25 protein-coding genes and 2 pseudogenes are annotated in these 25,420 nt (G+C 60.5%); 13 read left to right on the forward strand and 14 right to left on the reverse strand.

Features of this window, described 5'->3' with window-relative positions:
- Positions 1-40 precede the first annotated feature (40 nt).
- The gene (aldA, locus tag ACUXUR_RS18100) at positions 41-1,513 is read right to left on the reverse strand and encodes an aldehyde dehydrogenase (RefSeq protein ID WP_445503749.1); all 1,473 of its coding nucleotides are present in this window, start codon (positions 1,511-1,513) and stop codon (positions 41-43) included.
- Between the two features lie 364 nt (positions 1,514-1,877).
- Between aldA and ACUXUR_RS18105 the strand changes: the two genes are divergently transcribed.
- Positions 1,878-2,618, forward strand: coding sequence for an FCD domain-containing protein (locus ACUXUR_RS18105; protein WP_445503750.1), 741 nt, complete (start codon positions 1,878-1,880; stop codon positions 2,616-2,618).
- Positions 2,619-2,872: 254 nt separating this feature from the next.
- Here the strand turns inward: ACUXUR_RS18105 and ACUXUR_RS18110 are convergent, their stop codons facing one another.
- The 3 genes from ACUXUR_RS18110 to ACUXUR_RS18120 all read right to left on the reverse strand — a co-directional run bounded on the left by ACUXUR_RS18110 (position 2,873) and on the right by ACUXUR_RS18120 (position 4,907).
- Entirely contained in the window at positions 2,873-3,583 is a 711-nt protein-coding gene (locus ACUXUR_RS18110; RefSeq protein WP_445503837.1) for a DnaJ domain-containing protein, read from the reverse strand.
- Positions 3,583-4,311 (reverse strand): vWA domain-containing protein, encoded by a 729-nt coding sequence (locus tag ACUXUR_RS18115; RefSeq protein WP_445503751.1) that lies wholly within the window; start codon positions 4,309-4,311, stop codon positions 3,583-3,585. The genes ACUXUR_RS18110 and ACUXUR_RS18115 overlap by 1 nt, the downstream gene beginning before the upstream one ends.
- Before the next feature lie 200 nt (positions 4,312-4,511).
- Positions 4,512-4,907 carry a VOC family protein gene (locus ACUXUR_RS18120; protein WP_445503752.1) on the reverse strand — a complete coding sequence of 132 codons (396 nt, stop codon included), beginning with the start codon at positions 4,905-4,907 and terminating at the stop codon, positions 4,512-4,514.
- Between the two features lie 844 nt (positions 4,908-5,751).
- On the opposite strand from ACUXUR_RS18120, the gene ACUXUR_RS18125 reads away from it, so the two are divergent.
- The 4 genes and pseudogenes from ACUXUR_RS18125 to ACUXUR_RS18140 all read left to right on the forward strand — a co-directional run bounded on the left by ACUXUR_RS18125 (position 5,752) and on the right by ACUXUR_RS18140 (position 8,070).
- Positions 5,752-6,357: a hypothetical protein gene (locus ACUXUR_RS18125; protein WP_445503753.1), complete on the forward strand. Its 606-nt coding sequence runs from the start codon at positions 5,752-5,754 to the stop codon at positions 6,355-6,357.
- 131 nt (positions 6,358-6,488) lie between these two features.
- Positions 6,489-6,584: pseudogene (locus ACUXUR_RS18130) on the forward strand (IS6 family transposase); the annotation flags it as partial.
- A 319-nt stretch (positions 6,585-6,903) separates the two neighbouring features.
- Entirely contained in the window at positions 6,904-7,623 is a 720-nt protein-coding gene (locus ACUXUR_RS18135) for a hypothetical protein (RefSeq protein ID WP_445503754.1), read from the forward strand.
- 228 nt (positions 7,624-7,851) lie between these two features.
- Positions 7,852-8,070 (forward strand): hypothetical protein, encoded by a 219-nt coding sequence (locus ACUXUR_RS18140; protein WP_445503755.1) that lies wholly within the window; start codon positions 7,852-7,854, stop codon positions 8,068-8,070.
- 43 nt (positions 8,071-8,113) lie between these two features.
- On the opposite strand, the gene ACUXUR_RS18145 is transcribed toward ACUXUR_RS18140, so the two are convergent.
- Entirely contained in the window at positions 8,114-8,551 is a 438-nt protein-coding gene (locus ACUXUR_RS18145) for an SET domain-containing protein (RefSeq protein WP_445503756.1), read from the reverse strand.
- A 300-nt stretch (positions 8,552-8,851) separates the two neighbouring features.
- A pseudogene (locus ACUXUR_RS18150) lies at positions 8,852-9,030 on the reverse strand (cold-shock protein).
- A gap of 433 nt (positions 9,031-9,463) precedes the next feature.
- Between ACUXUR_RS18150 and ACUXUR_RS18155 the strand changes: the two are divergent.
- A complete protein-coding gene (locus ACUXUR_RS18155; RefSeq protein ID WP_445503757.1) occupies positions 9,464-9,709 on the forward strand; it encodes a BrnA antitoxin family protein in 246 nt (81 codons plus the stop codon).
- A 469-nt stretch (positions 9,710-10,178) separates the two neighbouring features.
- On the opposite strand, the gene ACUXUR_RS18160 is transcribed toward ACUXUR_RS18155, so the two are convergent.
- Both ACUXUR_RS18160 and ACUXUR_RS18165 read right to left on the reverse strand, forming a co-directional pair.
- On the reverse strand, positions 10,179-10,598 hold the full coding sequence (locus tag ACUXUR_RS18160; RefSeq protein WP_445503758.1) for a hypothetical protein: 420 nt from the start codon (positions 10,596-10,598) through the stop codon (positions 10,179-10,181).
- A gap of 290 nt (positions 10,599-10,888) precedes the next feature.
- Positions 10,889-11,209: a hypothetical protein gene (locus ACUXUR_RS18165; RefSeq protein WP_445503759.1), complete on the reverse strand. Its 321-nt coding sequence runs from the start codon at positions 11,207-11,209 to the stop codon at positions 10,889-10,891.
- A gap of 284 nt (positions 11,210-11,493) precedes the next feature.
- Between ACUXUR_RS18165 and ACUXUR_RS18170 the strand changes: the two genes are divergently transcribed.
- Positions 11,494-11,724: a hypothetical protein gene (locus ACUXUR_RS18170; RefSeq protein ID WP_445503760.1), complete on the forward strand. Its 231-nt coding sequence runs from the start codon at positions 11,494-11,496 to the stop codon at positions 11,722-11,724.
- Here the strand turns inward: ACUXUR_RS18170 and ACUXUR_RS18175 are convergent.
- From ACUXUR_RS18175 to ACUXUR_RS18200, 6 genes are all read right to left on the reverse strand, one after another.
- Positions 11,696-12,550: an alpha/beta hydrolase gene (locus ACUXUR_RS18175; RefSeq protein WP_445503761.1), complete on the reverse strand. Its 855-nt coding sequence runs from the start codon at positions 12,548-12,550 to the stop codon at positions 11,696-11,698. The two genes, ACUXUR_RS18170 and ACUXUR_RS18175, sit on opposite strands and share 29 nt — an antisense overlap.
- A gap of 187 nt (positions 12,551-12,737) precedes the next feature.
- Positions 12,738-13,436, reverse strand: coding sequence for an ABC transporter ATP-binding protein (locus ACUXUR_RS18180; protein ID WP_445503838.1), 699 nt, complete (start codon positions 13,434-13,436; stop codon positions 12,738-12,740).
- Entirely contained in the window at positions 13,436-14,191 is a 756-nt protein-coding gene (locus tag ACUXUR_RS18185; RefSeq protein ID WP_445503762.1) for an ABC transporter ATP-binding protein, read from the reverse strand. The genes ACUXUR_RS18180 and ACUXUR_RS18185 overlap by 1 nt, the downstream gene beginning before the upstream one ends.
- Complete coding sequence (locus ACUXUR_RS18190; RefSeq protein ID WP_445503763.1) at positions 14,184-15,215, reverse strand: branched-chain amino acid ABC transporter permease; 1,032 nt, start codon at positions 15,213-15,215, stop codon at positions 14,184-14,186. The genes ACUXUR_RS18185 and ACUXUR_RS18190 overlap by 8 nt, the downstream gene beginning before the upstream one ends.
- 10 nt (positions 15,216-15,225) lie before the next feature.
- On the reverse strand, positions 15,226-16,146 hold the full coding sequence (locus ACUXUR_RS18195; RefSeq protein ID WP_445503764.1) for a branched-chain amino acid ABC transporter permease: 921 nt from the start codon (positions 16,144-16,146) through the stop codon (positions 15,226-15,228).
- A gap of 143 nt (positions 16,147-16,289) precedes the next feature.
- Positions 16,290-17,465 carry an ABC transporter substrate-binding protein gene (locus ACUXUR_RS18200; RefSeq protein ID WP_445503839.1) on the reverse strand — a complete coding sequence of 392 codons (1,176 nt, stop codon included), beginning with the start codon at positions 17,463-17,465 and terminating at the stop codon, positions 16,290-16,292.
- 382 nt (positions 17,466-17,847) lie between these two features.
- Between ACUXUR_RS18200 and ACUXUR_RS18205 the strand changes: the two genes are divergently transcribed.
- The 6 genes from ACUXUR_RS18205 to ACUXUR_RS18230 all read left to right on the forward strand — a co-directional run bounded on the left by ACUXUR_RS18205 (position 17,848) and on the right by ACUXUR_RS18230 (position 25,375).
- Positions 17,848-19,491 (forward strand): benzoate-CoA ligase family protein, encoded by a 1,644-nt coding sequence (locus ACUXUR_RS18205; RefSeq protein ID WP_445503765.1) that lies wholly within the window; start codon positions 17,848-17,850, stop codon positions 19,489-19,491.
- Between the two features lie 224 nt (positions 19,492-19,715).
- Complete coding sequence (locus tag ACUXUR_RS18210; RefSeq protein WP_445503766.1) at positions 19,716-22,070, forward strand: bifunctional salicylyl-CoA 5-hydroxylase/oxidoreductase; 2,355 nt, start codon at positions 19,716-19,718, stop codon at positions 22,068-22,070.
- A gap of 7 nt (positions 22,071-22,077) precedes the next feature.
- The gene (locus tag ACUXUR_RS18215) at positions 22,078-22,839 is read left to right on the forward strand and encodes an SDR family NAD(P)-dependent oxidoreductase (protein WP_445503767.1); all 762 of its coding nucleotides are present in this window, start codon (positions 22,078-22,080) and stop codon (positions 22,837-22,839) included.
- A 1-nt stretch (position 22,840) separates the two neighbouring features.
- Positions 22,841-23,350 carry a MarR family winged helix-turn-helix transcriptional regulator gene (locus ACUXUR_RS18220; protein ID WP_445503768.1) on the forward strand — a complete coding sequence of 170 codons (510 nt, stop codon included), beginning with the start codon at positions 22,841-22,843 and terminating at the stop codon, positions 23,348-23,350.
- Positions 23,347-24,183, forward strand: coding sequence for an enoyl-CoA hydratase family protein (locus ACUXUR_RS18225; protein ID WP_445503769.1), 837 nt, complete (start codon positions 23,347-23,349; stop codon positions 24,181-24,183). The genes ACUXUR_RS18220 and ACUXUR_RS18225 overlap by 4 nt, the downstream gene beginning before the upstream one ends.
- Position 24,184: 1 nt before the next feature.
- On the forward strand, positions 24,185-25,375 hold the full coding sequence (locus tag ACUXUR_RS18230) for an acyl-CoA dehydrogenase family protein (RefSeq protein WP_445503770.1): 1,191 nt from the start codon (positions 24,185-24,187) through the stop codon (positions 25,373-25,375).
- Positions 25,376-25,420: the final 45 nt, after the last annotated feature.

Consider the following 25,420-nt stretch of genomic DNA (forward strand, 5'->3'; position numbering starts at 1 on the left):
CTTCGTATCTATTGCCGCAGCCGTTTGTCGCTGCAGATCGTCACCAGCGGACGTAAGTTGTCTGCTTCCGCAGGTATCCGTCAAAACCGTATTTGCCGTCCTCGCCGCCGAGGCCTGAATGCTTCCAGCCCGTATGGAATCCCTGGACGAGTTCGCCGCATGGACGGTTCACATAGAGTTCGCCGAAGGACAGCTCGCGTGATAGCCGCATCACCCGGCGCAGATCGTTCGTGTAGACGTAAGCCGACAGGCCGTAGCTCGTTTCGTTGGCGAAACTCAGTGCCTGCTCGAAGCTGTCGACCGTCATCACGGGAGCGACGGGGCCGAAGATCTCGCGCTGCATGACATTCGCTCGGTTGGAGTCGACTCGCAGGACCGTCGGCTCGAACCAGTGTCCGCGTGCGAACTCGCCGTCTTTCAGGCGATGGCCGCCGGCGAGAACCTCCGCGCCGGAGGCGATGGCCTGGTTTACCATCTCCTCGACCTTGTCGACCTCCGGCCGGTTCACCTTTGGCCCCATGTCGGGGTTCGTCATCGGATCGGCAAGCCGCATGGTCTTCACGCGGGAGACGAACTTGTCGAGGAAGGGCTCCGCGATGTCCCGGTGCAGGTACATGCGTTCGTTGCAGGTGCAGATCTGTCCGCAATTGGTGAAACGTGAGACGAGAGCCGCTTCCACAGCTGCATCAAGATCGGCGTCGTCGAGCACGATGAAAGGTGCCTTGCCGCCGAGTTCGAGGCGGATGACCTTCAGCTCATCGGCCCCTGCGGCATAGATCTCTCGCCCGGCGCGGACGCTGCCGGTCATGGTGATCATGTCGCTCAAAGGAGAGCGCACGAGGGTATCGCCCACGGTTCGCCCACCGCCGGTCACGACGTTCAGCACACCTTTCGGCAATCCGACTTCGTGGGCAAGGCGCGCGATCTCCAGAGCTGAGAGAGGCGTGGACTCATGTCCCTTCACGACGATGGTGTTGCCGGCCACGAGCGCCGGGCCGATCTTGCGCGCCGCCAGTGCTGCGGGATAGTTCCAGGCGGTGAGGCCCACGACGACGCCGAAGGGAACGCGTCGGATCCAGACCTCTTCGTTCTGGAAGTCCGAAGGCATGATGTCGCCTTCGATGCGGCGCGCGCTTTCGGCGGCGAAAGTCAGAAAAGTGATGGTGGCGTCGATTTCACCTTCCGCCTGGTTGAGGGGCTTTCCCTGCTCGAGCACGACGGTCCGGGCGAGGCGATCCTTATCCCGCCTGATCGCCGAGGCGAGGTCGGACACGTAGCCGGCGCGGATGATGGGCGGCAGAGCGGCCCAGGCCGGTTGCGCACGCTTAGCCGCTTCGAGGGCTGCCACCGCATCCTCGGCCGAGCCGGCCGGGACCGTGGCGAAGACGACTTCGTTCGCAGGATTTTCGACGTCCGAACGATCCGGGTTGCGGCCATCCGTCCAGGCTCCGTCGATATACATCTGATAATGAGTGACGGCTTCGGCGCTATTGGCTGCAGCGGACTTCAGCATGGCCGAGCCCCGCTATGGTCTTGGCAGGGCAGGTGCGAAGCAGAACACGACGGAGTCGAGCCTGTGATTGACGTCACTGATTTCCTCCAAGAAAGCCCCCTGGAGCCTTGTCAAACCAAACACCACTTCGTGGTCTATTTGGTATGACCGAAATCAGAATGATGTCACGCAGGTTGGGTGTCAAGTGGCGTATCATCCCGCCATTTGGACCGTTTCACCCATAAAAACTCTGGATCTTTGCACTAATGCGGTCAAAATGATTTGCTCTTACCAAGTTTTTGGTCCTACCAAAAAGACGTCCGGCTGGCAGGAGGGCGCTGAAGCGCTTTTAGGGACTTAAGGTGTTGGAAGCAGCAAAGTTGGGATGATGGATCAGGATCAGAGACTTCACCGTCGGGAAACCGAACCAGGGGCAGCACGGCGTTCGGACGCTGTCGTCGCGGATCTCGTGCGTATGATCCAATCCGGTCGTCTTCAGGAAGGGGAGCGCCTCCCGGCCGAGCGGGACCTGATGCAACGCTATGGGGTGAGCCGCGCTGCGGTGCGCGAGGCGATCGTCTCGCTCGCGAACCGCGGCCTTGTCGCGACCCGTCTTGGTCATCGTCCCGTCGTGCGCAAACCGGGCTATGAGTTCGCGGTCGATCAGGTTGGAAACTTGGTAGGCCACCTTGTCGTGGATCGAGAAGGTGTTTGGAACCTCTTCGAAACACGCATCTTCATCGAATGCGCACTTGCCCGATGGGCCGCAAACCATGCACGGCGCGATGATCTTGAAGAGCTGCGGACAGCACTCGATGCCAATCGTGCGGCCATCGGCCATCCGATTGCCTTCGATGATACCGATGCTGCTTTTCATGCGGTGCTCTACCGCATTCCGGGAAACCCGATCTATCCCGCTGTCCACAAAGCCTATGTGGAATGGTTGACTCAACATTGGCGCTCTATGAAGCGCGGAGCAGATATCGATCAGATGAACCATGCCGGCCACCGAGCCGTCTTCGATGCCATTGCTGCGCGCGATCCAGACCATGCAGAAGAGGCCATGCGGCGCCATCTGGTGGCCGCTTGGGAGTTCGTGCGCTCTACCTTTCCGACCGAAAGTTAGATGGTGGACGGCCAAGCCCGCATTACAGCTCAAGTGCGGCATCGCCTTAAAAGATAGGATCGTCAGACTGTTGGACATTTTCAGACTTACAGCTCTCAGCCAGAGGCGCGGATATCAGGCTCTACTCCGCTCTTGGAACATTCCGGAAGCAGGCCGGATGCCCGCTTGGAGCGAGAACATCGGACGTTCCTGAAGGGCGGGAATTTCGAAGTCTGACCCAATGCAGAATTTGAAAGCATCATCTCCGTGACGGATCATCCGTCATGTCGGCTCAACAGAATGTCTTTAGCTTGGTTCACGCGCGCCGCGAGATAGGTCGAACCGCCCTGATCCGGGTGAAGCTTCTTCATCAGGGTCCGGTGCGCCTGCCGGATTTCATCGGCGGTGGCCCCCGGTCTGAGATTCAGGATCTGGTAGGCCTCCTCAGATGTCATGACACCCGATGTAGACTGACCGTCTGGCCGTGGCTGCTCCTCATTACGAGTGGCTCCACGCCAGTGAGGAAACCGGCGATCGAGATAGGCCTCCAGAAGGCGAACGCCGTCCGGGTCGCTGGCATGGCACTCCGTCAGCAGATCCCGCAGCTGTGCTGCGTCGAGTGAGGCGAGTTGCTGTCCCGTAAAAGCACCCGCAAGCACGCCGCCTTCAATTGCGCCGGTGTCGTGATCGAGCGTCATTTCGAGCAGTCGCGAGCGGACATGCGAAGTATTGCCGGAGGCCCGCTGTGCGTGCCCACGAAAACTTGGAAAGGTGAGGCGATTCCATCCGAAAAGCCAGACTCCGAGACTTCCGATCAGCAGGGCCAAGTCGATCCGCCCCCGCACGGCGAGCAGCCCGGCAACGCCGAAGGCTACAATGCCGCCAATAACCTTGAGGACCTTCGCAAGGGTGGCAGGGTTTGCATGCGCAAAGTTGCTCAGGAACCACCACAGAACCGCAACAGCCGCGATGCCATACAGTAGCATCACGGCTTGCCTCCAGTGATGGCGGTGAGCAGGCTGCGGGCCGGCGCGCTGCCGGCGGTCAGCTGCGCGAGGCCCTCGACGCCGCTGGCTGCGTAGGTGGCAGCGGCGCGCAAGAGTTCGGACAAGGTGTGGGGGGCTCCTGCATCGAACCGGGCATAGGCTCCGCCGCTCAGACGGGCGATCTCCTGAAAGGCCTGCGCCGCCTCCCGGTCATGCCCCTCGTGGAACATGAAGGCCTTGACCCCGAGGAGACCAAGCTCGCCCGCGACGGCACAGAGATCATCGATCGGCTCCTCCATGGCATCGCCGACATAGACGAGCACCTTCAGCGGAGCTTGGCGCGCCTCCGTCCGGACGTGACGGAGCACCCGCCCGATCTGGGTTTGGCCGCCGCGGCAACTGATCTTTGTCATGAGGTCGGTGAGGGCCCGCGGATCGGCGACCCAACCGGAGGCGCGGCACTCACCGAAGCCTCGGAAGTAGACCAGTTGCACCGAGAGGCCTCCGGCATCACGGGTTGCGGCAAACATCTCGCCCTGGACGCGACAGGCGAGATCCCAGGTGGGCTGTCGGCTCATGGTGGCATCCAGAGCGAACACGAGCCGCGCCCGTGGCGCATTGCCCGCTAGCGGTCCAAGACGCTTCGCCGCCGCCAGGAAGGTGTCGATCATCGAAGCTGGACTGCCAGCATTCGTGGGGGGGCGTGTGAGATCCTTTTTGTCGGTCATTGTATCTCCCTCCCCAAAGATGTGGGGCTCGAGGGAGCGGCTGTAAATCCAGGGATCCAAGGCACAGTTCCGGATGGCTTGGTTCGGAGACCTGCGAAGATGGGGAGGACAAAGAGGCGGCCTCATCAATGCAGCAGGCGATGACAGTGCTGCGAAACGGCTTGTGAAGTGAAGGGGCCGGAGCGTCCGCTCCTGGCACCTCACGGAAGTAAAGCGAATGTCCGGCTTGGCTCGGCAGCCTGCTCCGGCGACAGGCGGGAGCGCAGGGCCTCAAGCACGCCTGCGTCGGTGACGTGTTCGACATTTGCCTGTCCGGTCGTCGGCTGCGAACGGATCGGAGCGCCGCGGCTGTTCCAGATGTTGGCGGCGAGGTGGTGGTGATAGCCACCCGATGAAAGGAACGCCGCACCGGGATAACGGCAGACCACATCGAGCCCGAGTAGCCCGGCATAGAAACGCTCTGCCGGATCGAGCGCTCCGACCTGGAGATGAGCGTGGCCGATGGACGAGCCTGCCGGCAGGTCCGACCAGTCGCGGGTCCGCACCGCCGCCACGAGGCCGTTGAGGTCGAGCGCCAGGGTTTCCATCTGCACCATGCCGTTACGTCAGGCTCAGCGCACTCAATGCCAGTGAAAGTCACAAAGCCCGTCTTGTCGGGACATGTCCGTTGCCTGTTCAGAACCAGGCTGTAATCGATGGTTCACCAACCGAAAGCGCTCCCCGAAATTCCGGCGGCAGATCCATCCGATCTGCAGCAAGCGGAACTCCTCCTGCCTTTCAGGAGCTGAGGAAATCAGTCCGGAGCCTCCCAATTGGGATGATCTGATCTGCAGAAGGCATGCTCCCTGATCTCACCTCTTGAATCTCCATCAGGGGTAAGACTTTTTAGTTGCAACCGCTATCCTGAATATACGGAGTACTATACATCAACAAAGATCAGAGAAAACCGGATTAATACTGAGGATAACTACAGAAAGGACGTTAATTTCGGTAAGACATGACTCCTAACTGCCAGTCTTCGAGCTGGAATTACTTCAAAAGGGGGAGCCATGAAGCATTCACTCATCCTCGCTGTGTCAGGAATTACAATGCTCCTGGCATATCCGACATCATCACACGCACAGGGGCCAAGTCTTGGGCAGCAATGCGTGCCGGATATCCCCGACGTTTCCAGGTACGCCAACTGCCGCCTGCGGATCGTGCGAGGACAAGAAACATGCCGGTGCACAATTCTCTCGCAGGCACCATCCAAGACGACCCAACAGCTCGGCCAGAAGGCCAAGTTTACGAGCCTGACGGGCGGCGCGCCCAGGGGTGATAGTGCGCTTGACCATTCCGTCACTGTTGTCCCGGTTAACCCGTTGCCGCCCCCCACCTGCCTGCGAAGCGGTTGGATCAATCCAGCAACTGGGGTGGAGAGCTGCTCGAACGATAGCGACCGTGGCACGAATACTGCCAGCAACGACAGGGGAGGCTCCGGCGGTGGTTCTGGTGGCGGCGGATCCGTCGGCGGGGGCTCATCCGGCGGAGGCTCATCCGGCGGTGGCTCAACGGGTGGAGGCTCCGGTGGCGGAGGCTCCTCCGGCGGCAGTTCCTCTGGTGGTAATTCCTCGGGTGGAGGCTCCTCGGGCGGTGGGTCCTCGGGCGGTGGGTCCAATAGCGGCTCCTCCGGCGGTAGTCCCTCGGGTGGTGGCTCATCTGGCGGTGGTTCATCCGGCGGAGGCTCCTCGGGTGGTGGGGCCTCAGGCGGCTCTGGCGGCGGGAACAATAGCGGTCCCGGTAACGGCAACGGTAACAACGGCAATCTCGGAAACGGCGGAGGAAACACGGGCGGGTCCGGACCTGGCACTGGCAATGGCGGTAGCAACAATGGCGGTGGGAACGGGAACAACGGCAAGGGCAGCAACGGCAATGGCAACGAAGGCGCTCCTCCCGGCACTGGAGGCCCTGCAAATAGCCCTCAGGGATCTGGTCAAGGTGGCCGTGGTGGCGCTTCGGGCGGAAGAGGCGGCGGAGATCGCTGACGTGGTCGCGGGCCTGACCTGACGAAGTCAGAACTGCATCTACGGTCGCGGGGATCAGCACGCATCAGCCATGCGATGGATACTAGAGCATCGGATCAATCCCAAAAGTGGAAATCCACTTCTCGTCCGAGGCTCTAGCCCTTTCCTCAGGGATTGCCCTCACCGCCTGGAATCATCCGCGATACCGTCTGGCTCTACCTTCGGTTCACCCTCAGCTGTCGCGGCGTGGAAGAACTCTTGGCCGAACGCAGGGCTCGACCTCATGTGAGGGGATGTCACGCTAACTGAGTATAGTCATTGAGACGCCCGACAAAGCCACCTTTTGCACAGCCCAAGCGGCTGATTCCCCCCGCACGAAAGTTTCCGTTGACGAATATGGGGCAGCATTCCCCATCAACGTGACATCGCCGGTGGACGACATCAACGGCTGCACAGCACCGTAAGGTTCGGAGGCCCTCGGACGAACACCGACGTTAAGCAATTGCGGCATTCTGTCTTGCTTGTGCTCTCGCTCCGTCTGTACGAAAGCTGGAGCAGGCTCCCGTGCTCCCTTGATCGCCATCATCTTATGACAACGACCCGTCGCTTTTTGCTCGCCCCCTCCTTTGCCCGTCTTATCCTGAGGGAGCGCGGTGGCACGAGGCAGATCGAAGGCTACTTCCCGGAACGGGATGGCCGGATCTCCTCCGTGCTTCTGGATGACCGCAAGGGCTTTCTCGTCCTCCGATATCACCACCAGAACGGCTTGTCCGAAGAACGCACCGAGGTACCCCAATCGCATGCGGAGGCTTTGCTCGACGTGACAGCCGGCGAGATCGACTATGTCCGCTCAAGGCTCTCAGTCGGCAGCAGGGACGTTTTTGTCGATCAGTTCATCAGGCCCAACCCTCTGCATATGGTGACGGCCGAGTTCGAGAGCGACGCCGAAGCGCGGGATTTTTACCCGCTGCCGTGGTTCGGTCCTGAGGTCACTTCCGATCGACACTACGGCTATGCGGCATTGGCCCTGCATGGAAGGCTTGGCACAAGGGAGGCAGAGCCCTCCAACGCGGCTTTGGGCCACCTGCTCGACTCCTTGGAGAACAGGTTCGCTGACGCGCGGCCTCCGCAACGCGCTCCAATTAACCGGCCCGCTCCCAGGCAGGCTGGCCCTGCGGAGCCCCAGCCGTTGTCGAATGGCTTGAGCCCCGATGGGAGCCGCCAGCTGCGTCAGGCCAGTCTCGACGACGTTCAGGCAGCCATGATGCGGGAGATAGAACGGACGCTGCTGAATCAGCGGCCCTACTAGAGCATTGGATCAACTGAGGGCTCGTCGACTCACGTAGTCAATAACGGGTGGAGATCTTCAGCGAGACTGAGACCGGTCAGGCACGCGAGGCCGTCACTCAAGCGCAGCGGCGACGGGGATACAGGGATCTGCGGCCAGCTCGCGGATGAGTTGCTCCCGAAACTCGCGTTTACCTGGTGTCAAGGCAATCACTGCACTGTGCATCCTAGTAAGTAAGGAGTACAGACGATGACGGCATGGCAGAACCGCGAGCGAGGACCGATTACCGAGGAAAAGCTCCTCCGGGCCGTCAATATCCTTGCCGATATCGTGGAGCAGCACGGTCCGGCCCATCGACCCCTTTATCAGGACGTGAAGCGCGAACTGGAGGAGTTCCGCCGGCGACAGCAGGAGAGCAGTGCTGCCGCAGAGCTGGCCTTTGCGACTCAGGTCGGTAGAGTGGCTTGAAACGGCGCCAGCAATGTCAGCCCTGAGCGACGTCGAAGGGCACTCATCTTCGAAGGCCTGAAGCCGTGATACGCTTGGATCTCGTGGTCCGGCAGGCTAGGCACTTGCAACCGATCGGTCTGATGAACGTGTCGAAGTAGTTCTTGCCGTAGTTGTAGGTGATCTCGTCTCCTGGCTTGATGCGCCTGATGGCCTTGATGCGGATCCGGCCGCGCGACACCACCGCCTCGGCATTCGGCCGGCACGAATGGTTGATGTAGCGAGCCGTATTCCAGCGCGGCGAGCCATCGATCGTCCAGCGGCTGTTCACCTCGAACAGGTAGCGGGTGCTTCGGCGGCGGTGTACTTCCGCGTTCGAGATCTTCGGACCCAGGTATTCGATGATGAACGTGCCCTTCTCGATCTCATCGGTCGCAAACAGGCCGAGACCCGTCTCGGAGCGTCCAATACGAAAGGGCTCTTCTGATGTTTTGGCTCTCATGGAAATGGTAACGCTCCAACTCACTTGATTATGCAGCAGACGTCCGAACGTCCTGCAATTGCTCATGTTTGAGTGCCCGATCACAACTATCATTGGTGGACACGATGACACTGCCCGTCCCGTCCGTGTCATCGTCGATAGGTTTGGTGCACCACTCCGATAGACAATATCAGGGCCATGAAATCCGCCTTAACAAACATCCGGAGATTGCATGGGAATTGGGAAAGGGGACAAGCAAAAGACCACTCCAGTAGAGCAGCCTCATCTGAAATACAGCTCAGCAGAGCAAATAATCAGAACTTACAAAACCTTCAGATCTGCGGCCGACTCTCTGCCGGTGCGGCGGTCCGTTTGAACCTCGTAGGAGATCGTCCGCGCCTCTTTGAAGGCCCGCAATCCTGCACGCTCAACGGCGCTGACCGGCGTAATGAACCCGTATCCTTGGTCCCATTAAACCACTTCACAGTACCTGTCGCCATGAGTCTTCCTTATCCCTGGTGCTTCCCTCCAGGTGACGTCCCCGCCACGCGAGGGAAGCTAGTCGGCCCGGGGATCTATGGCAATAACGGGGCAGGAATCGGATCAACTCTCCCTCGAACAGTGCTGAGAGCTGTCGCTTCGCTCCGTCTACGACGGCTCTCTAACGCGCTTGAACGGGCCGGGCCAACAGCCACTGAGACATCAGATTCCGAAGTCCTCGGATAGAATGCTGGGTCCCGGGTTCAGAACCTGCTGTCCATAGCCACGGTGAGTGGCTATTGTAGAACCATTGGCCCAGTGCCACTGCCACAATCGCGAGATGACTCTAAAAATTTCTATACTTCGTGATTGCTATCAGAAACACCCTCATGCTTGCCGCTTTGGTCCATAGCGGAGGGACAAGCCAAACACCCCGATCACAGGAGAGAAAGCATGTCCAGGTCGCCCGGAGGACGCCGTCCACACGATCCCCTCAAGGCAGCCGAGGCTGCCTTCAAGAAGGTCACGACGAAGCCGATTGAAGGGGCCCCGAAGGCTCCCACGATCCCAGGCGTTAAGGAGACCGTCACTCTGCGCATCGACCAGGATGTGCTTGAGTACTTCCAAGAGGACGGCCCAGGCTGGCAAGAGCGCATCAACGCAGCCCTGCGGAAGGCCGCCGGCAAGTCCGATGCCTGAAGCCCGTTCTGCCGCAGAAGCCGAGGTTCTGCATGTCGTTAGCGAAGACCGCTTCTGTGTCTTGGGACAGGAGAGCATGTGCCTCCGCATCTTGAAGGCATAGGCTGAACTGAGCTACCAGACGGTTTGCACCGGATCCGCCTGTGTCGCGTAACCTGTTGGCTCCTCCGCAGCCATGTCCCAAATCTCAACGGCCTCGCGGATACTTTGGGGGAGGTCCAAGGGCAGCGCACGGGATGAAACCTTGTTGGCCGCAATTTCGGCCAGAACAGAACGATACCGCTCGATTGTCTCTCGGCGCCTTGCGTCAAGTTCATCCGGCATCCTCTTTGTCGTCTGACCTGAGGAGCCTAATAAGCGAAGGAGTGTCCGCATGTCCCTCTCTCGCCTTTGAAAGTATGACCGATTGTATAGCCGTTCCGCAGCTTGACGGGTGTGCGCCAGCACACCTGCTGCCAAGCATCATTGCTCAGGGCATGGAATTGTGAGGGCCCAGAGTGACCACCATCAGAATGGCCGAGAGCGCTCCAGCGAGCAGCAAGCTGCCCAGAAGGGCCGTGCGGATGGGAATGTGATAGCTCATCCAGGACAGATGCATGGCCTCCTTGTGCTCCTGCCGAAGAGCCGCCGCATCAGCATTGGTGAACCTGAGCAGTGTCTCGACATCATCCAGCAGGTCGAGCAGATCCCGAGACGTGGTCTCCTGACGCCATCTCTGACGCTGCTCCTTGCTTGTCTTGAGCTTCATTGATCTGGCTTCGATACGTGCAGCAGTTCGCACCTCCTTCCGGATCGAATAAATCCCGAACACCATTAGGAGCGGCACCAGGACCAGAACTCCGATAACGGCCCAGTCTGCAGGCGTGAGTTTCGAGAGGAGGCTGACCATTGAGGGATTCCCGAGAGTCCAAGTCTGCCTTGCGATTTAGTCTCGCACTCATTGGCTTTCTTGCGGCAGGCGAAAGGATGACGTCCCATCATAAGCCGGCCCACTGGTGAGGTTTGAATCGAAATTTCGTAGCTGAAGCCACTTTAAGCTGCGCCACCCAAGCTGGCATCGTAATAGAAATCTGGTGCAAACAAGAAAAGAGCGCCTGTTCGGATGGCGCTCTGGAAATGCTGATGATGCGACTGGTTCAGAAGTTCGATCGTACCAAGATAAGAACGCTCTGAGGCCGCTCAGTCGGTCAGGCGGATGGTGTCATCCTTGCACACGTCAAACTCGTCTATCTGGATGGAGGCCTCGTCTGGGAAGCTCGCTGCAATTGCCACTTGGCAACCCGTCATCTTCGGCAGCTTGAGAGTGGTCTTCGCCTGAGGAGCCAGAGGCTTTTTGATCCTCACGGTTTGCCCGTTGGCCTCGATGGCAATGTCAGTCGCAGGCACCTCACGGGCGTTGGTGATGACGAGTGCAGAGGCAGGCTTGGGCTTGGATGGCGCTGCGATAACATGGCCTGCGACAAGCAGGAGACCGGTAGCGGTTACGATGCGGAAAATCATGGTGCTTCCTTCTCTGTACCGTTCAATGTGCGCTATGCGTGCGAGGGCACGTTCAGGCCCTCATCAATAAGACCGTCTTTCAAGGTTGCCGACGGTCTCGTCCCATTGGGCCCAAGTATGCTGTGTTCAGTGACAGGGCCCATCGAAGAAAGAGCGCCACACACTTGGCGCTCAAGGGAGGCCGCCTTTCACGGCCGGTTCCAGGGAGAACGATGACCGTGCCAACGAGGCACGGGAGAAGGCTGCGCCCTAGAAGCTAACAAATCGTTAAATGAAATGACTTGATGCAGCCGGAACGGGGATCCAGTCATCATCCCTTCGAGTTTGTAGCACGTCCGGTGCGGCTGGCCCTTCGAGACCGGCGCAGGATCCACTTCCGCCCTCTCAAGGAGACGACGTCGGAGCGCGTGGCCCAATCGTTCATCATCGTGCTTTACGGAGCCGTGTGGCTGCTCATTGACGATGGAGCTGCAATCGATTTCGGCGTTATTGGGCTGGAAACGTTCCTGAAATAAGAGAGACGATTTCCTTCAAGATCACACCTTCTGGATCCGCGAGTTCCTCGAGTATGCTGAAATGATGATGTTGAGGAAGGCGGAGCAGTTTGGAGGCGAGCTTTCCGGCATCCAATGCGATGTGGAAGTCTTCGGACTGTCGGCAGAGCTCCGGAAGCTCCGCCTCGCCATAGGCTATGATGAGGGGAGGAGAGAGCGCGGGGATGTGATGCTGCGGGCTGTATCGAGCCACGTCATCGGGCGTAAGCCTCACCTCCTCGTTAAGATAGCTCAGGCGGATCGGCTCCAAATCGAAAATCCCGCTAATGGAGGTGCCGCTGCTGACTCCTCTCTCATTGAGCGTCGTCGCAACAAGATGGCCTCCGGCGGAATGGCCTGATATGTGAAGGAGAGAATGGTCAGGAATGACCTGGTTGAGGTGCCTGTTCAGGCAGTTGATTGCCTGCCTGATCTCCTGAACGATTCCGCCGATGGTCTGGTGCGGGGCTAAGGTGTATTCAATATTTGCGAAGTTCAATCCTCGCTCAAGAGCTCCCTTCGCAAGGAAGCGATAAGTCTCCTTGTCCTGGCTCCTCCAATAACCGCCATGGATGAAGGCGATCGTCGCTCTGCCGTGAAAGCCTGAGCTGCGGGACGCTTTGAAGATATCGATACGGTTCCGTTCCCCGTCACCATAGCGTATTTCCGTGAGGCGCGCGGCAGATGCGATATCCCTGCTGCGAGCGGCCCAGTCAGCCATTATTTGCTGCAGCACGGGCAGCCCAACCGCACGAGGATTGTCGTAGGCGGCATCCAGCGCGATCTTGTCCATTCCACGATAGAGCATTTACCCCCCTCAAGCGACAGAGCCATTTCGCGCTTGCCTATAAACATTTGTCGAGCAGCTCATGGACGGCTGATCATATTTTAGCACTTAAACAGCCTCCGAGCAGGTCCGAATTCAGGGGACACCGGCGTCAAACGCTCTCATTTCGTCGGCCGCATCCAACGTCAGGGAAAGGCCTGAAGCTTCGTCAGACGTGGAGATACCGCTCCTTGATGCTGGGATCGGCAACGAGCTCCGCACTCGTGCCCGTCCAGACCGAGCGGCCCTTCTCGATGATGACATGCCGGTCAGCGAAGCTCGCAAGCACGTCCACGTTCTTGTCGATCACCAGGATCGACTGGCGCTCGCCCCGAAGGCGCTTGAGGCAGGACCAGATCTCCGCGCGGATCAGCGGCGCGAGTCCTTCAGTCGCCTCATCGAGAATGAGGAGTTTCGGGTTGGTCATGAGCGCCCGGCCAATAGCCAGCATCTGCTGTTCGCCGCCGGAAAGTTGCGTGCCCAGATTGCTCCGGCGCTCCTTCAGTCGCGGAAAAAGCTCGTACACCGCATTCAGGCTCCAGCGGCGCGCGCCGGTTCGCGAGGCAGCGGTCGCAACGAGGTTCTCCTCGACCGTCAAGGTCGGGAAGATCTGCCGCCCCTCCGGTACGAGGCCGATGCCGGTCTGTGCGATCTTGTAGGGCGCGAGCCCCGTTACGATGGTTCCGTCGAAGCGGATATCGCCGCCGCACGGGCGCACCAGGCCCATGATGGACTTGATGGTCGTAGTCTTGCCCATTCCGTTACGCCCCAGCAGCGTCACCACTTCGCCAGCGTCGACATCGAGGGAGACATCGAACAGGACTTGGGCCGCGCCGTAGGACGCCTGGAGATGCCGGACGGACAGCATCATAGGCTCTCCTCCTCGCCGAGATACGCGGCGCGCACCTCCTCGTTGGCCCTGATGTGCTCTGGCGTATCGGTGGCGATCACGCGTCCATAGACCAGAACGCTGACGCGATCGGCAAGGGAGAAAACCGCATCCATGTCGTGCTCGATCAACACAATGGTGATGCGGCTCTTGAGCTTCTGCAGAGTTTCGACCACACGTAGGGATTCTTCATGGCCCGTGCCCGCCAGCGGTTCGTCGAGCAGGAGGAGCTTCGGTCGCGTTGCAAGTCCGATGGCGAGTTCAAGCTGCCGCTTCTCCCCATGGGAAAGAAGGCCCGCCGGAACGGGGGCACGCGGACCAATCCCAACCACGTTCAGGCATTCCATGGCGGCCTCGTTCAGCGTTCTCTCCTTTGCTGCGTTACCGAAGAAGCGGAAGCTCGATCCCGAGCGTGCCTGGACTGCGAGCGCCACGTTATCGAGGGCGGAGAATGCAGGGAGGATCGACGTGATCTGGAACGAGCGAGCGAGACCGCGCCGAACCCGCTCGTGCATGGGCAGGTAAGTGATATCCTCGCCATCGAACAGGACCTGTCCGGAATCGGAGCTCACCAGGCCCGAGATTTGGTGAATGAGCGTCGTCTTGCCAGCGCCGTTCGGCCCGATAACGGCGTGCAGTTCGCCGGGATAAACGGAGAGATTCACATCGTCGGTGACGACGACAGCACCATAGGTCTTCCGGAGATTGCGCAGCTCGAGGAGAGGCTCAGCCATGATGACCCCGCCGCAGGAGACCCATGATGCCGCCGCGGGCGAATAGCACGACAAGAATAAGGATAGGGCCGAAGACCATCTGCCAGTTTTCCGTGAGACGCCAACGGAGATCGTCGCTCAGGAAGAAGCCCGCCGCATGAAGAATTTCGGGCAGGAACTCCTCCAGGAGCAGAAAGGCTGCCGCGCCGATGATTGCACCATGAAGCGAGCCGAGCCCGCCGAGCACGACCATGAAGATCAGCTCGCCAGAGCGCTGCCAGGTCATGAAGGCCGGGCTGACGAATTCTGCCTGATTGGCCAGCAGGCACCCGGCCAACCCCGCCATCATGCCACTGATCACATAAGCCGTGAGTTGAAAGTGGAGGGGCTGGAAGCCGATGGCTTCCATGCGAACAGCATTTTCCTTCGCTCCGCGCAGGACGCGTCCGAAGCGGGATGCCACGATCGATCTGGACAGGATGTAGGCGCCGATGAGGCAGACCAGGGTCGCGCCATAAAGCGCAAAGTCGTTTTCGAGAAGGCTCGAGCCAGCCACAAGGCTGCGCGATGGAAGCGTCAGGCCGTCATCACCGCCATAGGCGGCCAGCGACGAGGCGAGGAAATAGAGCATCTGCGCGAAGGCGAGGGTGATCATGATGAAATACACACCCTTCGTCCTCAGCGAGATCGCTCCTGTCACGGCAGCGAAGAACGCCGATGCTGCAAGGGCGACGGGAACCTGAATGAGCGCATCCTCGACGCCGTGGCTCGACAGGATGCCCACCGCATAAGCTCCGATGCCGAAGAAGGCTGCGTGGCCGAAGCTCACGAGCGCGCCATAGCCGAGAATGAGATCGAGCGACATCGCCGCAAGGCCGAAGATCATCACCCGGGTGAGGAGCGACAGCACATAGCCCTCCGCTCCTGACGCCGATGCCAGGAAAGGCGCTGCCGCAAACACCGCGAAGACGACGAGGGGAAAAAGCTCGAAGCGCGCAACGGCAGATGGCATGGGAGCAGACCGTACTTGAGTCAGTTCTGTCATCGCTACGCCTCTATCGCTTCGCCGGGAACAGACCGGAGGGGCGGAAGAACAGCACGGCAGCCATGAAGATATAGATCAGCATTGGCGCAATCGCCCGCCCGGTCTGGCTCGCAGCAGACGGGTCGAGGACGAGGCGGAGGAGGTTGGGCAAGAACGAGCGTCCGAGCGTATCGACGAGGCCGATCAGGAGCGCGGCCAGGAAGGCCCCGCGGATCGAGCCGATGCCGCCGATCACGATCACGACGAAGGCCAGGATAAGGATGTTGTCGCCCATGCCGGGCTGTACGGAGAGGATCGGCGCAACCATGGCTCCGGCAAAGCCCGCGAGCATGGCCCCAAAGCCGAATACGATCATGAACAGCCGTCGGATGTTGACGCCGAGCGCCGATACCATCGGCGCATTCGTGGCACCCGCGCGCACCAGCATTCCGACCCGCGTATGGCTGACGAGAACGTAGAGAAGCGCCGCAACGAGAAGGCCTGCCGTGATGATGGCAATGCGGTAGACCGGGTAGAGAAGACCATCCATGATCTCCACCGATCCCGACAGCATCTCCGGCACGGGCACGCTCAGCGGGGCCGCTCCCCAGACGAACTTCACACCCTGGTTCAAGAACAGGATAACGCCGAAAGTCGCGAGCACCTGATCGAGATGGTCCCGGTCATAGAGGTGCCGGAAGATGAGGACTTCGAGAAGCAGACCGAAAGCGAGGGCGGTGGGGAGCGCGAGAAGAAGCCCCCAGCCGAAGCTGCCCGTCCAGGCACTGAAGGCGGCAACCAGATAGGCTCCGACCATATACTGCACGCCATGGGCCAGGTTGATGAAGTCCATCACTCCAAAGACAAGGGTCAGACCGGCCGCAATGAGGAAGAGAATGAGCCCGAACTGAAGGCCGTTCAGAGCCTGGATAAAAAAGAGTGTTGCAGTCATAGGCACATCGCTGGCAGCAGGCCTGCATCGGTTGGGTGCCCGCTTGGGCACTCACGGGATAGGAGCGCAATCATGAACCAAAAGAGGAAAGGCCAATCTGCTCGAGGCAGTGCCCGGAGCAGACAGGCCCATCCCTTTGCGCCTTAATTCGTGATTGCGCATTCCTTGGCATAGGCGTCCGTATAGTCGTCGAACACCTTCTCCACCACCTCCGTCTCGAGCTTGCCGTCCGGGCGCTTGGCGGCCTTCACGAGATAGAAGTCCTGGATCGGGAAGCCGTTCGCCCCGAATTTGAAGTCTCCGCGCAGGGATTTGAAATCCGCCTTCTTGATGGCGGCGCGCAGGGCATCCTTGTCCTCGGTCTTGCCGCCCGTCGCCTTGAGGGCGCTGTCGATGAGGAGGGCGGCATCATAGGCGTGCATGGCGTAAGAGGCCGGCACGGTGTTGTAGGCCGCCTCGTAGGCCGCGACGAACTTCTTGTTTTGCGGGGTGTCCAGGTTGGGAGCCCAGTTCGAGCCGCTGAGCATGCCGACGGCAGCGTCCTGCTGCGCGGGCAGGTTCGTCTCGTCGACCGTGAAGGCCGAGAGGAACGGAATGCGGTCGGCAAGGCCTGCGGCGCGATACTGCTTGACCAGGTTCACGCCCATGCCGCCCGGCATGAAGGTAAAAATCGCATCGGGCTGCATGGAGGCGATCTTCGCAAGCTCCGACTGGAAATCCAGGGTGTTGAGGGGAACGTAGGATTCCTCGATGACCTCGCCCTTGTAGTGGCGCTTGAAGCCGGCGAGCGCATCCTTGCCGGCCTGATAGTTCGGAGCGAGCAGATAGACTTTCTTGTAGCCGCGGTCCTGGGCCACCTTGCCGAGAACCTCGTGGTTCTGATCGTTCTGGTAGGAGGTGGCGAAGAAGTAAGGATTGCAGCTCTTGCCGGCGAGGTTCGAGGGGCCGGCATTCACGCTGATGTAGAACGTCTTGGAATCGACGATCGGCTTGTGGGTGGCAACCGCCACGTTCGAGAAGATGGGACCTACGACGAAGTCCACCTTGTCGCGCTCCAGAAGGCCCTTGACCTTCGTGACCGCCACGTCGGGCTTCAGTTCGTCGTCGACGACGATCACTTCGACATCCCGTCCGCCGAGCTTGCCGCCGAGATCCTTCACGGCGAGCTGAAAACCATCTCGGGCGTGCTGGCCGAGGACGGCCGAGGGGCCGGAGAGGGTCAGGAGCAGGCCGATCTTCAGCTTCTCCTGCGCCATGGCGGGGGCTGCAGCCAGTGTCACGGCCGCTGCCAGGCCAAGGGTCTTGATCGTCACGTTCATCATGGTCTCCCGAGTCGCTGTTCCCTGCGCACGTTTGCCGTGCTGCATGATTGTTCCCGGCGGGACGTGAGACGCCTCGACGGAAAGTCGGCGCTATACTGCCGCAAAACGATCCCGCCGAATACTCCGCTTTCGACAGAGGACGAATGTTAGATTCGATCATCAGGATTGCCAATAAATATTTTAGGCTTTAAATAAATTCGAGGTAGGTTCAAGTGTAGTGTTCTGCAGATAGGCAGGTGGCGAGAGAGACTTGATCGATAAATCCCGGCTGAGGCTCTGGTGGTCATGAAGCTGCGTATTGGCCCGAAAGAGGTCGATCTTAGCCCTATCGATCATCGCAGCGCATCGTCGGTCAGGCGAGAACAATGGGAGCCCAGCGATGGCGAACACGGCACATGTCGATACCTTCACACGGGACAATCTTCCGCCTCGAGATCAATGGCCGAACTTTCTGTTTGCCCGTCCGGAGCTTCAATATCCGGAGCGGCTCAATTGCGCCGTGGCCTTCCTCGATCGGTGGATCGATGGGGGCAGGGGCGACGAGCCCTGTCTCATCAGCCCTGCCGAGACGCTCACCTATGGCGAGCTTCAGGAGCGGGTGAACCGGATCTGCAATGTGCTTGTGCACCGGCTTGGTTTCGTGCCGGGCAATCGTGTTCTGCTCCGCTCGGCCAACAACCCGATGATGGTTGCGGCCTATTTGGCCGTGCTGAAGGCGGGCGGCGTCGTCGTTGCGACCATGCCGATGCTGCGAGCCAAGGAGATTGCCTATCCGTTGAACAAGGCCAGGATCGGCATCGCGCTGTGTGACCATCGCCTCGCGGAGGAGATGGAGCGTGCGAAGGCCATGGCGCCGGATCTGCAGCATGTGGTGTACTGGGGCTCGGGCGAGCCCGACAGCCTCGAGGCGCTGATCGCCGAGGCTTCACCCGAGTTCGATGCGGTCGATACGGCAGCGGACGATGTCTGCCTCATCGGCTTCACCTCCGGCACGACCGGTGAGCCGAAGGGCACCATGCATTTCCATCGCGACATGCTGGCGGTCTGCGATGGTTATTCCCGCAATGTGCTGCGGCCCGAGCCAAACGATAGATTTATCGGCTCTCCCCCCTTGGCCTTCACCTTCGGGCTCGGCGGGCTCGTCCTCTTCCCCATGAGGGTGGGCGCCTCGACCGTTCTGCTGGAGAAGGCAGGGCCCGACGACCTCCTCGCGGCCACCATGCAGTACAACGCCACGATCTGCTTCACGGCCCCGACGGCGTATCGCGCCATGCTGGCCAAGCTGGCGGACCGCGATCTCTCCTCGCTGCGAAAATGCGTTTCCGCTGGGGAGCCGCTGCCCAAAGATACGTTTGAGGCCTGGAGGAACGCAACCGGCATCAAGCTGATGGACGGGATCGGCGCGACGGAGATGCTCCACATCTTCATCGCCGCGGCCGAGGAGGACATCCGCCCGGGGGCCACCGGCAAACCCGTTCCCGGATATGAGGCGAAGGTCATCGATGACGAGGGCCGCACCCTGCCCCCCGGCAGCATCGGTCGTCTGGCCGTCCGTGGGCCGACCGGGTGCCGCTATCTCGCCGACGAGCGGCAGCGCAAATATGTACAGAATGGCTGGAACGTCACCGGAGACACCTACCTCATGGATGAGGACGGGTATTTCTGGTATCAGGCGCGTTCCGACGACATGATTATCTCAGCGGGCTACAACATCGCGGGACCCGAGGTCGAGGCGGCGCTCCTCACCCACCCGGCGGTGGCCGAATGCGGAGTGGTGGGCGCTCCCGATGACGGGCGCGGAACGGTCGTGAAGGCCTATGTGGTCCTGCGCTCCGACTTCAGACCCAGCGCCGATCTGACCAAGGCGTTGCAGGACCATGTGAAGGCAGAGATCGCGCCTTACAAGTATCCGCGCCTCATCGAATATGTTGACGCTCTTCCCCGCACCCAGACAGGAAAGCTGCAACGGTTCCAGCTTCGTCAGATGGCCGCGGAGCAATCACGTGAAGCCGGGATCCTTTGAGATGTAGCGTCGGGCAGAAGGGTTGCACTTCTGATGAAGCCCGGCGCCCCGGATTCGCTCACGATCCAGCCCGGTTCAAAGCCAATGTTGAGCTTGGGTCAGCTAAGACCGCCGAGCGAAGCCAATGCAGAACGACAGTGCCCATCGCGTCCCGCCGCTCAGGAGGTTGATTCGAAATTATTTTATGCTTAAAACAATTGCGCATTGCCTTGGAGGCGACCTTCATGAAAACGGCGATCATCGGCGGGGGCCCTGCGGGTCTCTATTTCGCTATCCTGATGAAGAAGCTACAGCCGGGGGCGGATGTCACGGTCTATGAGCGCAATCGCGCCGACGACACCTTCGGCTTCGGCGTCGTCTTTTCTGATGCGACCCTCGACAACTTCGAGAAATACGACCTGCCAAGCTACCAGAGGATCACGCGCGAGTTTGCCTATTGGGACGACATCGCGATCCACTTCAGGGGAACCGAGCACCGCATCGGCGGCAACGGATTTTGCGGCTGCTCGCGCCGTACGCTGCTGCTCATCCTGCAGGACCGCGCGGAAGAGCTCGGCGTGAGGCTGCGCTACCAAGTGGATGTTGACGACGAGAACCTGTTCGCCGATGCGGATCTCGTCGTCGTGGCCGACGGTATCAACAGTCGCTTCCGGGATCGCTATGCAGACCACTTCCAGCCTGAGGTGGATCTAAGGCCCAACAAGTTCGCCTGGATGGGATCCACCAGGCCGCTCGATGCCTTCACCTTCATCTTCCAGGAGACCGAATGGGGACCGTTCATCGCTCATGCCTACCAGTACGAGGCGAACCGCTCCACCTGGGTGTTCGAGACTGATCCCGAAACCTTCAACCGTGCCGGGCTCGGCCAGAAGACAGAGGAGGAATCCGCTGCTCTCATGGAGCAGATCTTCGGCTGGTTCCTGAACGGACACAAGATTCTCACCAATCGCTCTCTCTGGCGCAACTTCCCGATGATCCGCAACAAGCGTTGGGTCATGGGCAACAAGGTGCTGATCGGCGATGCCAAGGGATCGGCTCATTTCTCCATCGGTTCGGGCACCAAGCTCGCCATGGAGGACGCCATCGCCCTTTACGAAGCCTTCCGCCGCGATTCCAATGTCGAACGGGCCTTGTCGTTTTACGAGACGGGTCGGCGCGAGGAGGTGGAGAAAACCCAGCACGCCGCCGACGTGTCCCTCGTCTGGTTCGAGCATGTCGCGCGTTTCTGGCATTTCGATCCGGTGCAGTTCGCTTTCGGTGTGATGACCCGCGCCAAGGCGATCACCTACGACAACCTGCGCCTGCGTGCGCCGGATTTCGTGGCTGCCGTCGATCGCACCTTCGCACGGCAGGTGAGGGATAAGGGCTTCGACGTGTCCGTCGACAATCCGAATGTGCCGATGTTCCAGCCCTTCCGGCTTCGTGACATGACCCTCGAGAATCGCGTGGTCGTGTCTCCGATGGATATATACTCTGCCGAAGATGGTGTTCCTGGCGACTGGCACCTTGTCCATTATGGCTCCCGCGCCACGGGCGGTGCTGGCCTGATCTTCACCGAGATGACCTGCGTTTCGCCCGAGGCTCGCATCACCCTCGGCTGCACGGGTCTGTGGAACGACGAGCAGGAGGCGGCTTGGAGGCGCATCGTCGATTTCGTTCATGCCAACTCAGCCGCGAAGTTCTGTCTGCAGCTCGGTCATTCCGGACGCAAGGGCGCCACGAAGCTCATGTGGGAGGGCATGGATCGCCCCTTGGACACGGGTGGATGGGACATCTGCTCCGCTTCGCCCATTCCCTATTTCCCCGACAGCAAGGTGCCGCGCGAGGCGACCCGCGCCGATATGGAGGCCATCAAGGCGCAGTTCGTCGCTGCGGCAGAGCGCGGAGACCGGGCCGGGTTCGACATGCTCGAGCTCCACTGCGCTCACGGCTATCTGCTGGCGAGCTTCATCTCTCCCCTCACCAACCGGCGCACGGACGATTATGGTGGTCCGCTCGAAAACCGTCTGCGCTATCCGCTGGAGATCTTCGACGCCATGCGCGAGGTCTGGCCGGCGCATAAGCCTATGTCCGTGCGCATTTCAGCCACCGACTGGGCCGAGGGCGGCATCGCGGGGGAGGATGCCGTTGAGGTCGCGCGCTCCTTCGCCGAACATGGCGTCGACCTTGTCGATGTCTCGACAGGCCAGACCGTGCGGGAGGCCCGGCCGGTCTATGGACGCATGTTCCAGACGCCGTTCTCCGATCAGGTGCGCAATGAGGCGCAGGTCGCCACCATGTGCGTCGGCAACATCACCACGGCCGATCAGGTCAATACCATTCTGGCTGCGGGCCGCGCCGACCTCGTCGCGCTTGGGAGGCCCCATCTGGTGGACCCGTTCTTCACCATGAAGGCGGCCGCATGGTATGGCGCGAAGGATATTCATTGCCCGCCGCAATACCTGATGGGCAAGGACCAGATTTTCCGTAATTCCGTCCGCGACCGGCAGGATCTTGAGGAACTCAAGGTGAAGGCCAAGCCGAAGACGCGGGCCGAACTGAAAATGGAGGCCGGCGGGAAGTCCCTCGCCGCGGAATGATATGGATATGAACCCTCTTCAGGGCCGCCATGCAATTGTCACGGGCGGCGGGCGCGGCATAGGACGCGCCATTGCCAGGACGCTTGCAGGGGCGGGGGCCAAGGTCACCATCCTCGGCCGGAATCAGGCAACCCTGGATCGCGTCGTATCAGAAGGTGATGCCCATGCTGCCTCTGTGGCGGACGTCACCAATCCGGATGCCGTTCGGGCCGCCGTTCAGGCTGCCGTTTCGTGGCATGGACCCGTGGATCTCATGATCGCCAATGCCGGATCAGCGGTCTCGGCGCCGTTCCTGAAGTCTACTCCGGCCGTGTTCCGGCAGATGCTGGACGTCAATCTGCTCGGCGTGACCAACGTCACGCACGCGGTACTCGGTTCTATGACCGAGCGGGGCTTCGGACGCATCATCGCAGTGGCATCGACGGCGGGCCTGAAGGGTTATCCTTACGTGAGTGCCTATTGCGCGGCGAAACACGCGGTTATCGGTTTCGTGCGGGCGCTCGCGCTGGAGATCGCCACGACGGGCGTTACCGTCAACGCCGTCTGCCCTGGATTCACCGATACGGATCTTGTGACGGAGAGTCTTGAGCGCGTCATGGCAAAGACGGGCAGAACGCGCGAACAGGCTCTGAGCGAATTTATAAAGCACAATCCCCAGCAAAGACTGATCAGCCCGTCGGAAGTTGCCGATGCGGTCTTGTGGCTGTGCGGCGAGGGCGCACGCTCCGTGACGGGCCAAGCCATCGCGGTGGCAGGTGGAGAGATTTGATATGAGCAACCAGACAATCCCGCTTGATGCCGAGACGAAGGCTCTCGAGATGCCGGAAGATCACCGTGACGAACTTCGGCTCTGGCTCCGGCTGTTGACATGCTCGACGCTGATCGAAGGCGAGGTCCGCCGTCGCCTGCGTGACCGGTTCGACGTGACACTTCCCCGCTTCGACCTGATGGCGCAACTCGACAAAACACCGGAGGGGATGACGCTCTCGGACCTCTCGAAGCGGATGATGGTGTCGAACGGCAATCTCACCAGCCTGGTCGACCGGCTCGTCGCCTCCGGACACATCGAACGCCGCGTCTCCGAGATCGACCGGAGGGCTCAGATCATCAACCTGACGCCAGCCGGTCGCAAGGAGTTCCGCGCGATGGCTGCCGAGCACGAGGCGTGGATCGCCGAGATCTTTGGCGGGCTGACGCAGAGGGAGCAGAAGGATCTGATGCGCCTGCTCGCCAAGACAAAGCTTTCCGCCAAAAACGCCATCATGGGAGTGGTTCAGTGATGCAGTTCGCCAACCCGGTCACGTTGCCCCTCGCCGAGTATAAGCCTTGTCACTTCCTCCTCTCGGTAGAGGGTCCGGTCGCAACGATCACATTCAACCGTCCGGAGAAGAAGAATCCGCTGACATTCGAGAGTTACCGTGAACTGACCGACTTCTTTCACGCCTGTGCGAAGGACGACAACGTCAGGGCCATCGTTGTGACAGGTGCCGGCGGCAACTTTTCCTCCGGTGGTGATGTGCTCGAAATCATCGGGCCCTTGGTCGAGATGGACACGAAGGGGCTGACGGCCTTCACGCGCATGACCGGCGAACTGGTGAAAGCCATGCGGGCTGCTCCGCAGCCTGTGATCGCGGCCGTCGAGGGGATCTGCGCCGGCGCCGGAGCCATCATCGCCATGGCGTCCGATCTGCGGCTCGCGGCGCCAAGCGCCAAGGTGGCGTTCCTGTTCAACAAGGTTGGGCTGGCCGGCTGCGATATGGGCGCTTGTGCGATCCTGCCACGCATCATCGGTCAGGGGAGAGCCTCGGAACTCCTTTACACGGGCCGTTTCATGAAGGCTGAGGAAGGCGAACGCTGGGGGTTCTTCAGTCGTCTCGTCGACGAGGCGGAACTCCTTCGCGAGGCAAAGGCCTTGGCGCGGGAGATCGGTTCGGGACCGACTTACGCCAATACGATGACCAAGCGCATGCTTGCCATGGAATGGGCCATGTCTGTGGAGGAAGCGATTGAGGCGGAAGCCGTCGCTCAGGCCCTGTGCATGACGACGGAGGATTTCGCCCGCGCTTACAGGGCCTTTGCGGCGAAAGAGAAGCCGGTCTTCCAGGGAGACTGACATGATTGATGCCACCTTCCTGAAGTGGCCCTTCTTCGAAGATCGTCACCTTCGGTATGCAGAGGCGTTGAGGACCTGGGTTGAGACTGAGTCTCACGGTCTTATCGATCAGGGCGATGTGGACGGATCGTGCCGCCGCATCGTGCGCAAGCTCGGCGACGATGGATGGTTGAGAGCTGCCGTACCGGAACCTTATGGCGGACTCTATCCGACCCTCGACGTTCGAACGCTTTGCCTGTCCCGCGAAACGCTGGCCTATCAGGACGGGCTTGTGGATTTTGCTTTCGCGATGCAGGGTCTCGGCTCCGGCCCGATCAGTCTTTTTGGTTCTGAAGATGTGAAGCAACACTACCTGCCGAAGGTGGCCCGCGGTGAGGCCATCGCGGCCTTCGCACTGTCCGAGCCTGAGGCTGGATCGGACGTTGCGGCCATGAGCACGACCGCAGTTCCGGATGGTCCTGATCATGTGCGGATTGACGGCCTGAAGACGTGGATCTCCAACGGCGGAATTGCGGATTACTATGTCGTCTTCGCACGGTCCGGCGAGGCTCCAGGCGCGAGGGGATTGTCCGCCTATGTGGTCGATGCCGACACGCCCGGTCTCGTCATTGAAAACCGCATCGACGTTATCGCGCCGCACCCGCTTGCAACCCTGCGTTTCGAGGGTTGCAGGGTCCCGTTGACGAAGCGGATCGGTAATCCGGGAGAAGGTTTCAAGGTCGCCATGGCGACCCTGGATGTCTTTCGCTCGACTGTCGGAGCCGCATCGCTCGGATTTGCCCGCCGGGCCATGGATGAGGCCTTGCGCCATGCCTCCTCCCGGCATCTCTTCGGGGCGCCTTTGGCAGAGCTCCAGATGACGCAAGCCGCCTTGGCCGACATGGCGACAGACGTCGACACCGCAGCACTCCTTGTCTACCGCGCTGCGTGGACGAAGGATCAAGGCGCGTTCCGGGTGACGCGAGAGGCTGCGATGGCCAAGATGTACGCTACCGAGGCCGCCCAAAGTGTCATCGACAAGGCGGTCCAGATCTTCGGCGGTCTCGGAGTGACCAAGGGCGTGAAGGTCGAGGAACTCTACCGTGAAAATCGTGCGCTGCGCATCTATGAGGGTGCAACGGAAGTGCAGAAGGTCGTGATCGCGCGCGAGCTTCTGAAGATGATAGATCGATCTCATTCCGGGGCTCGTTGAGCAATCGGACCTGAAGCGGGCAAACCCCGTCGGTTAGCAGCAAAC

It is taken from the genome of Microvirga medicaginis, from assembly GCF_052658925.1.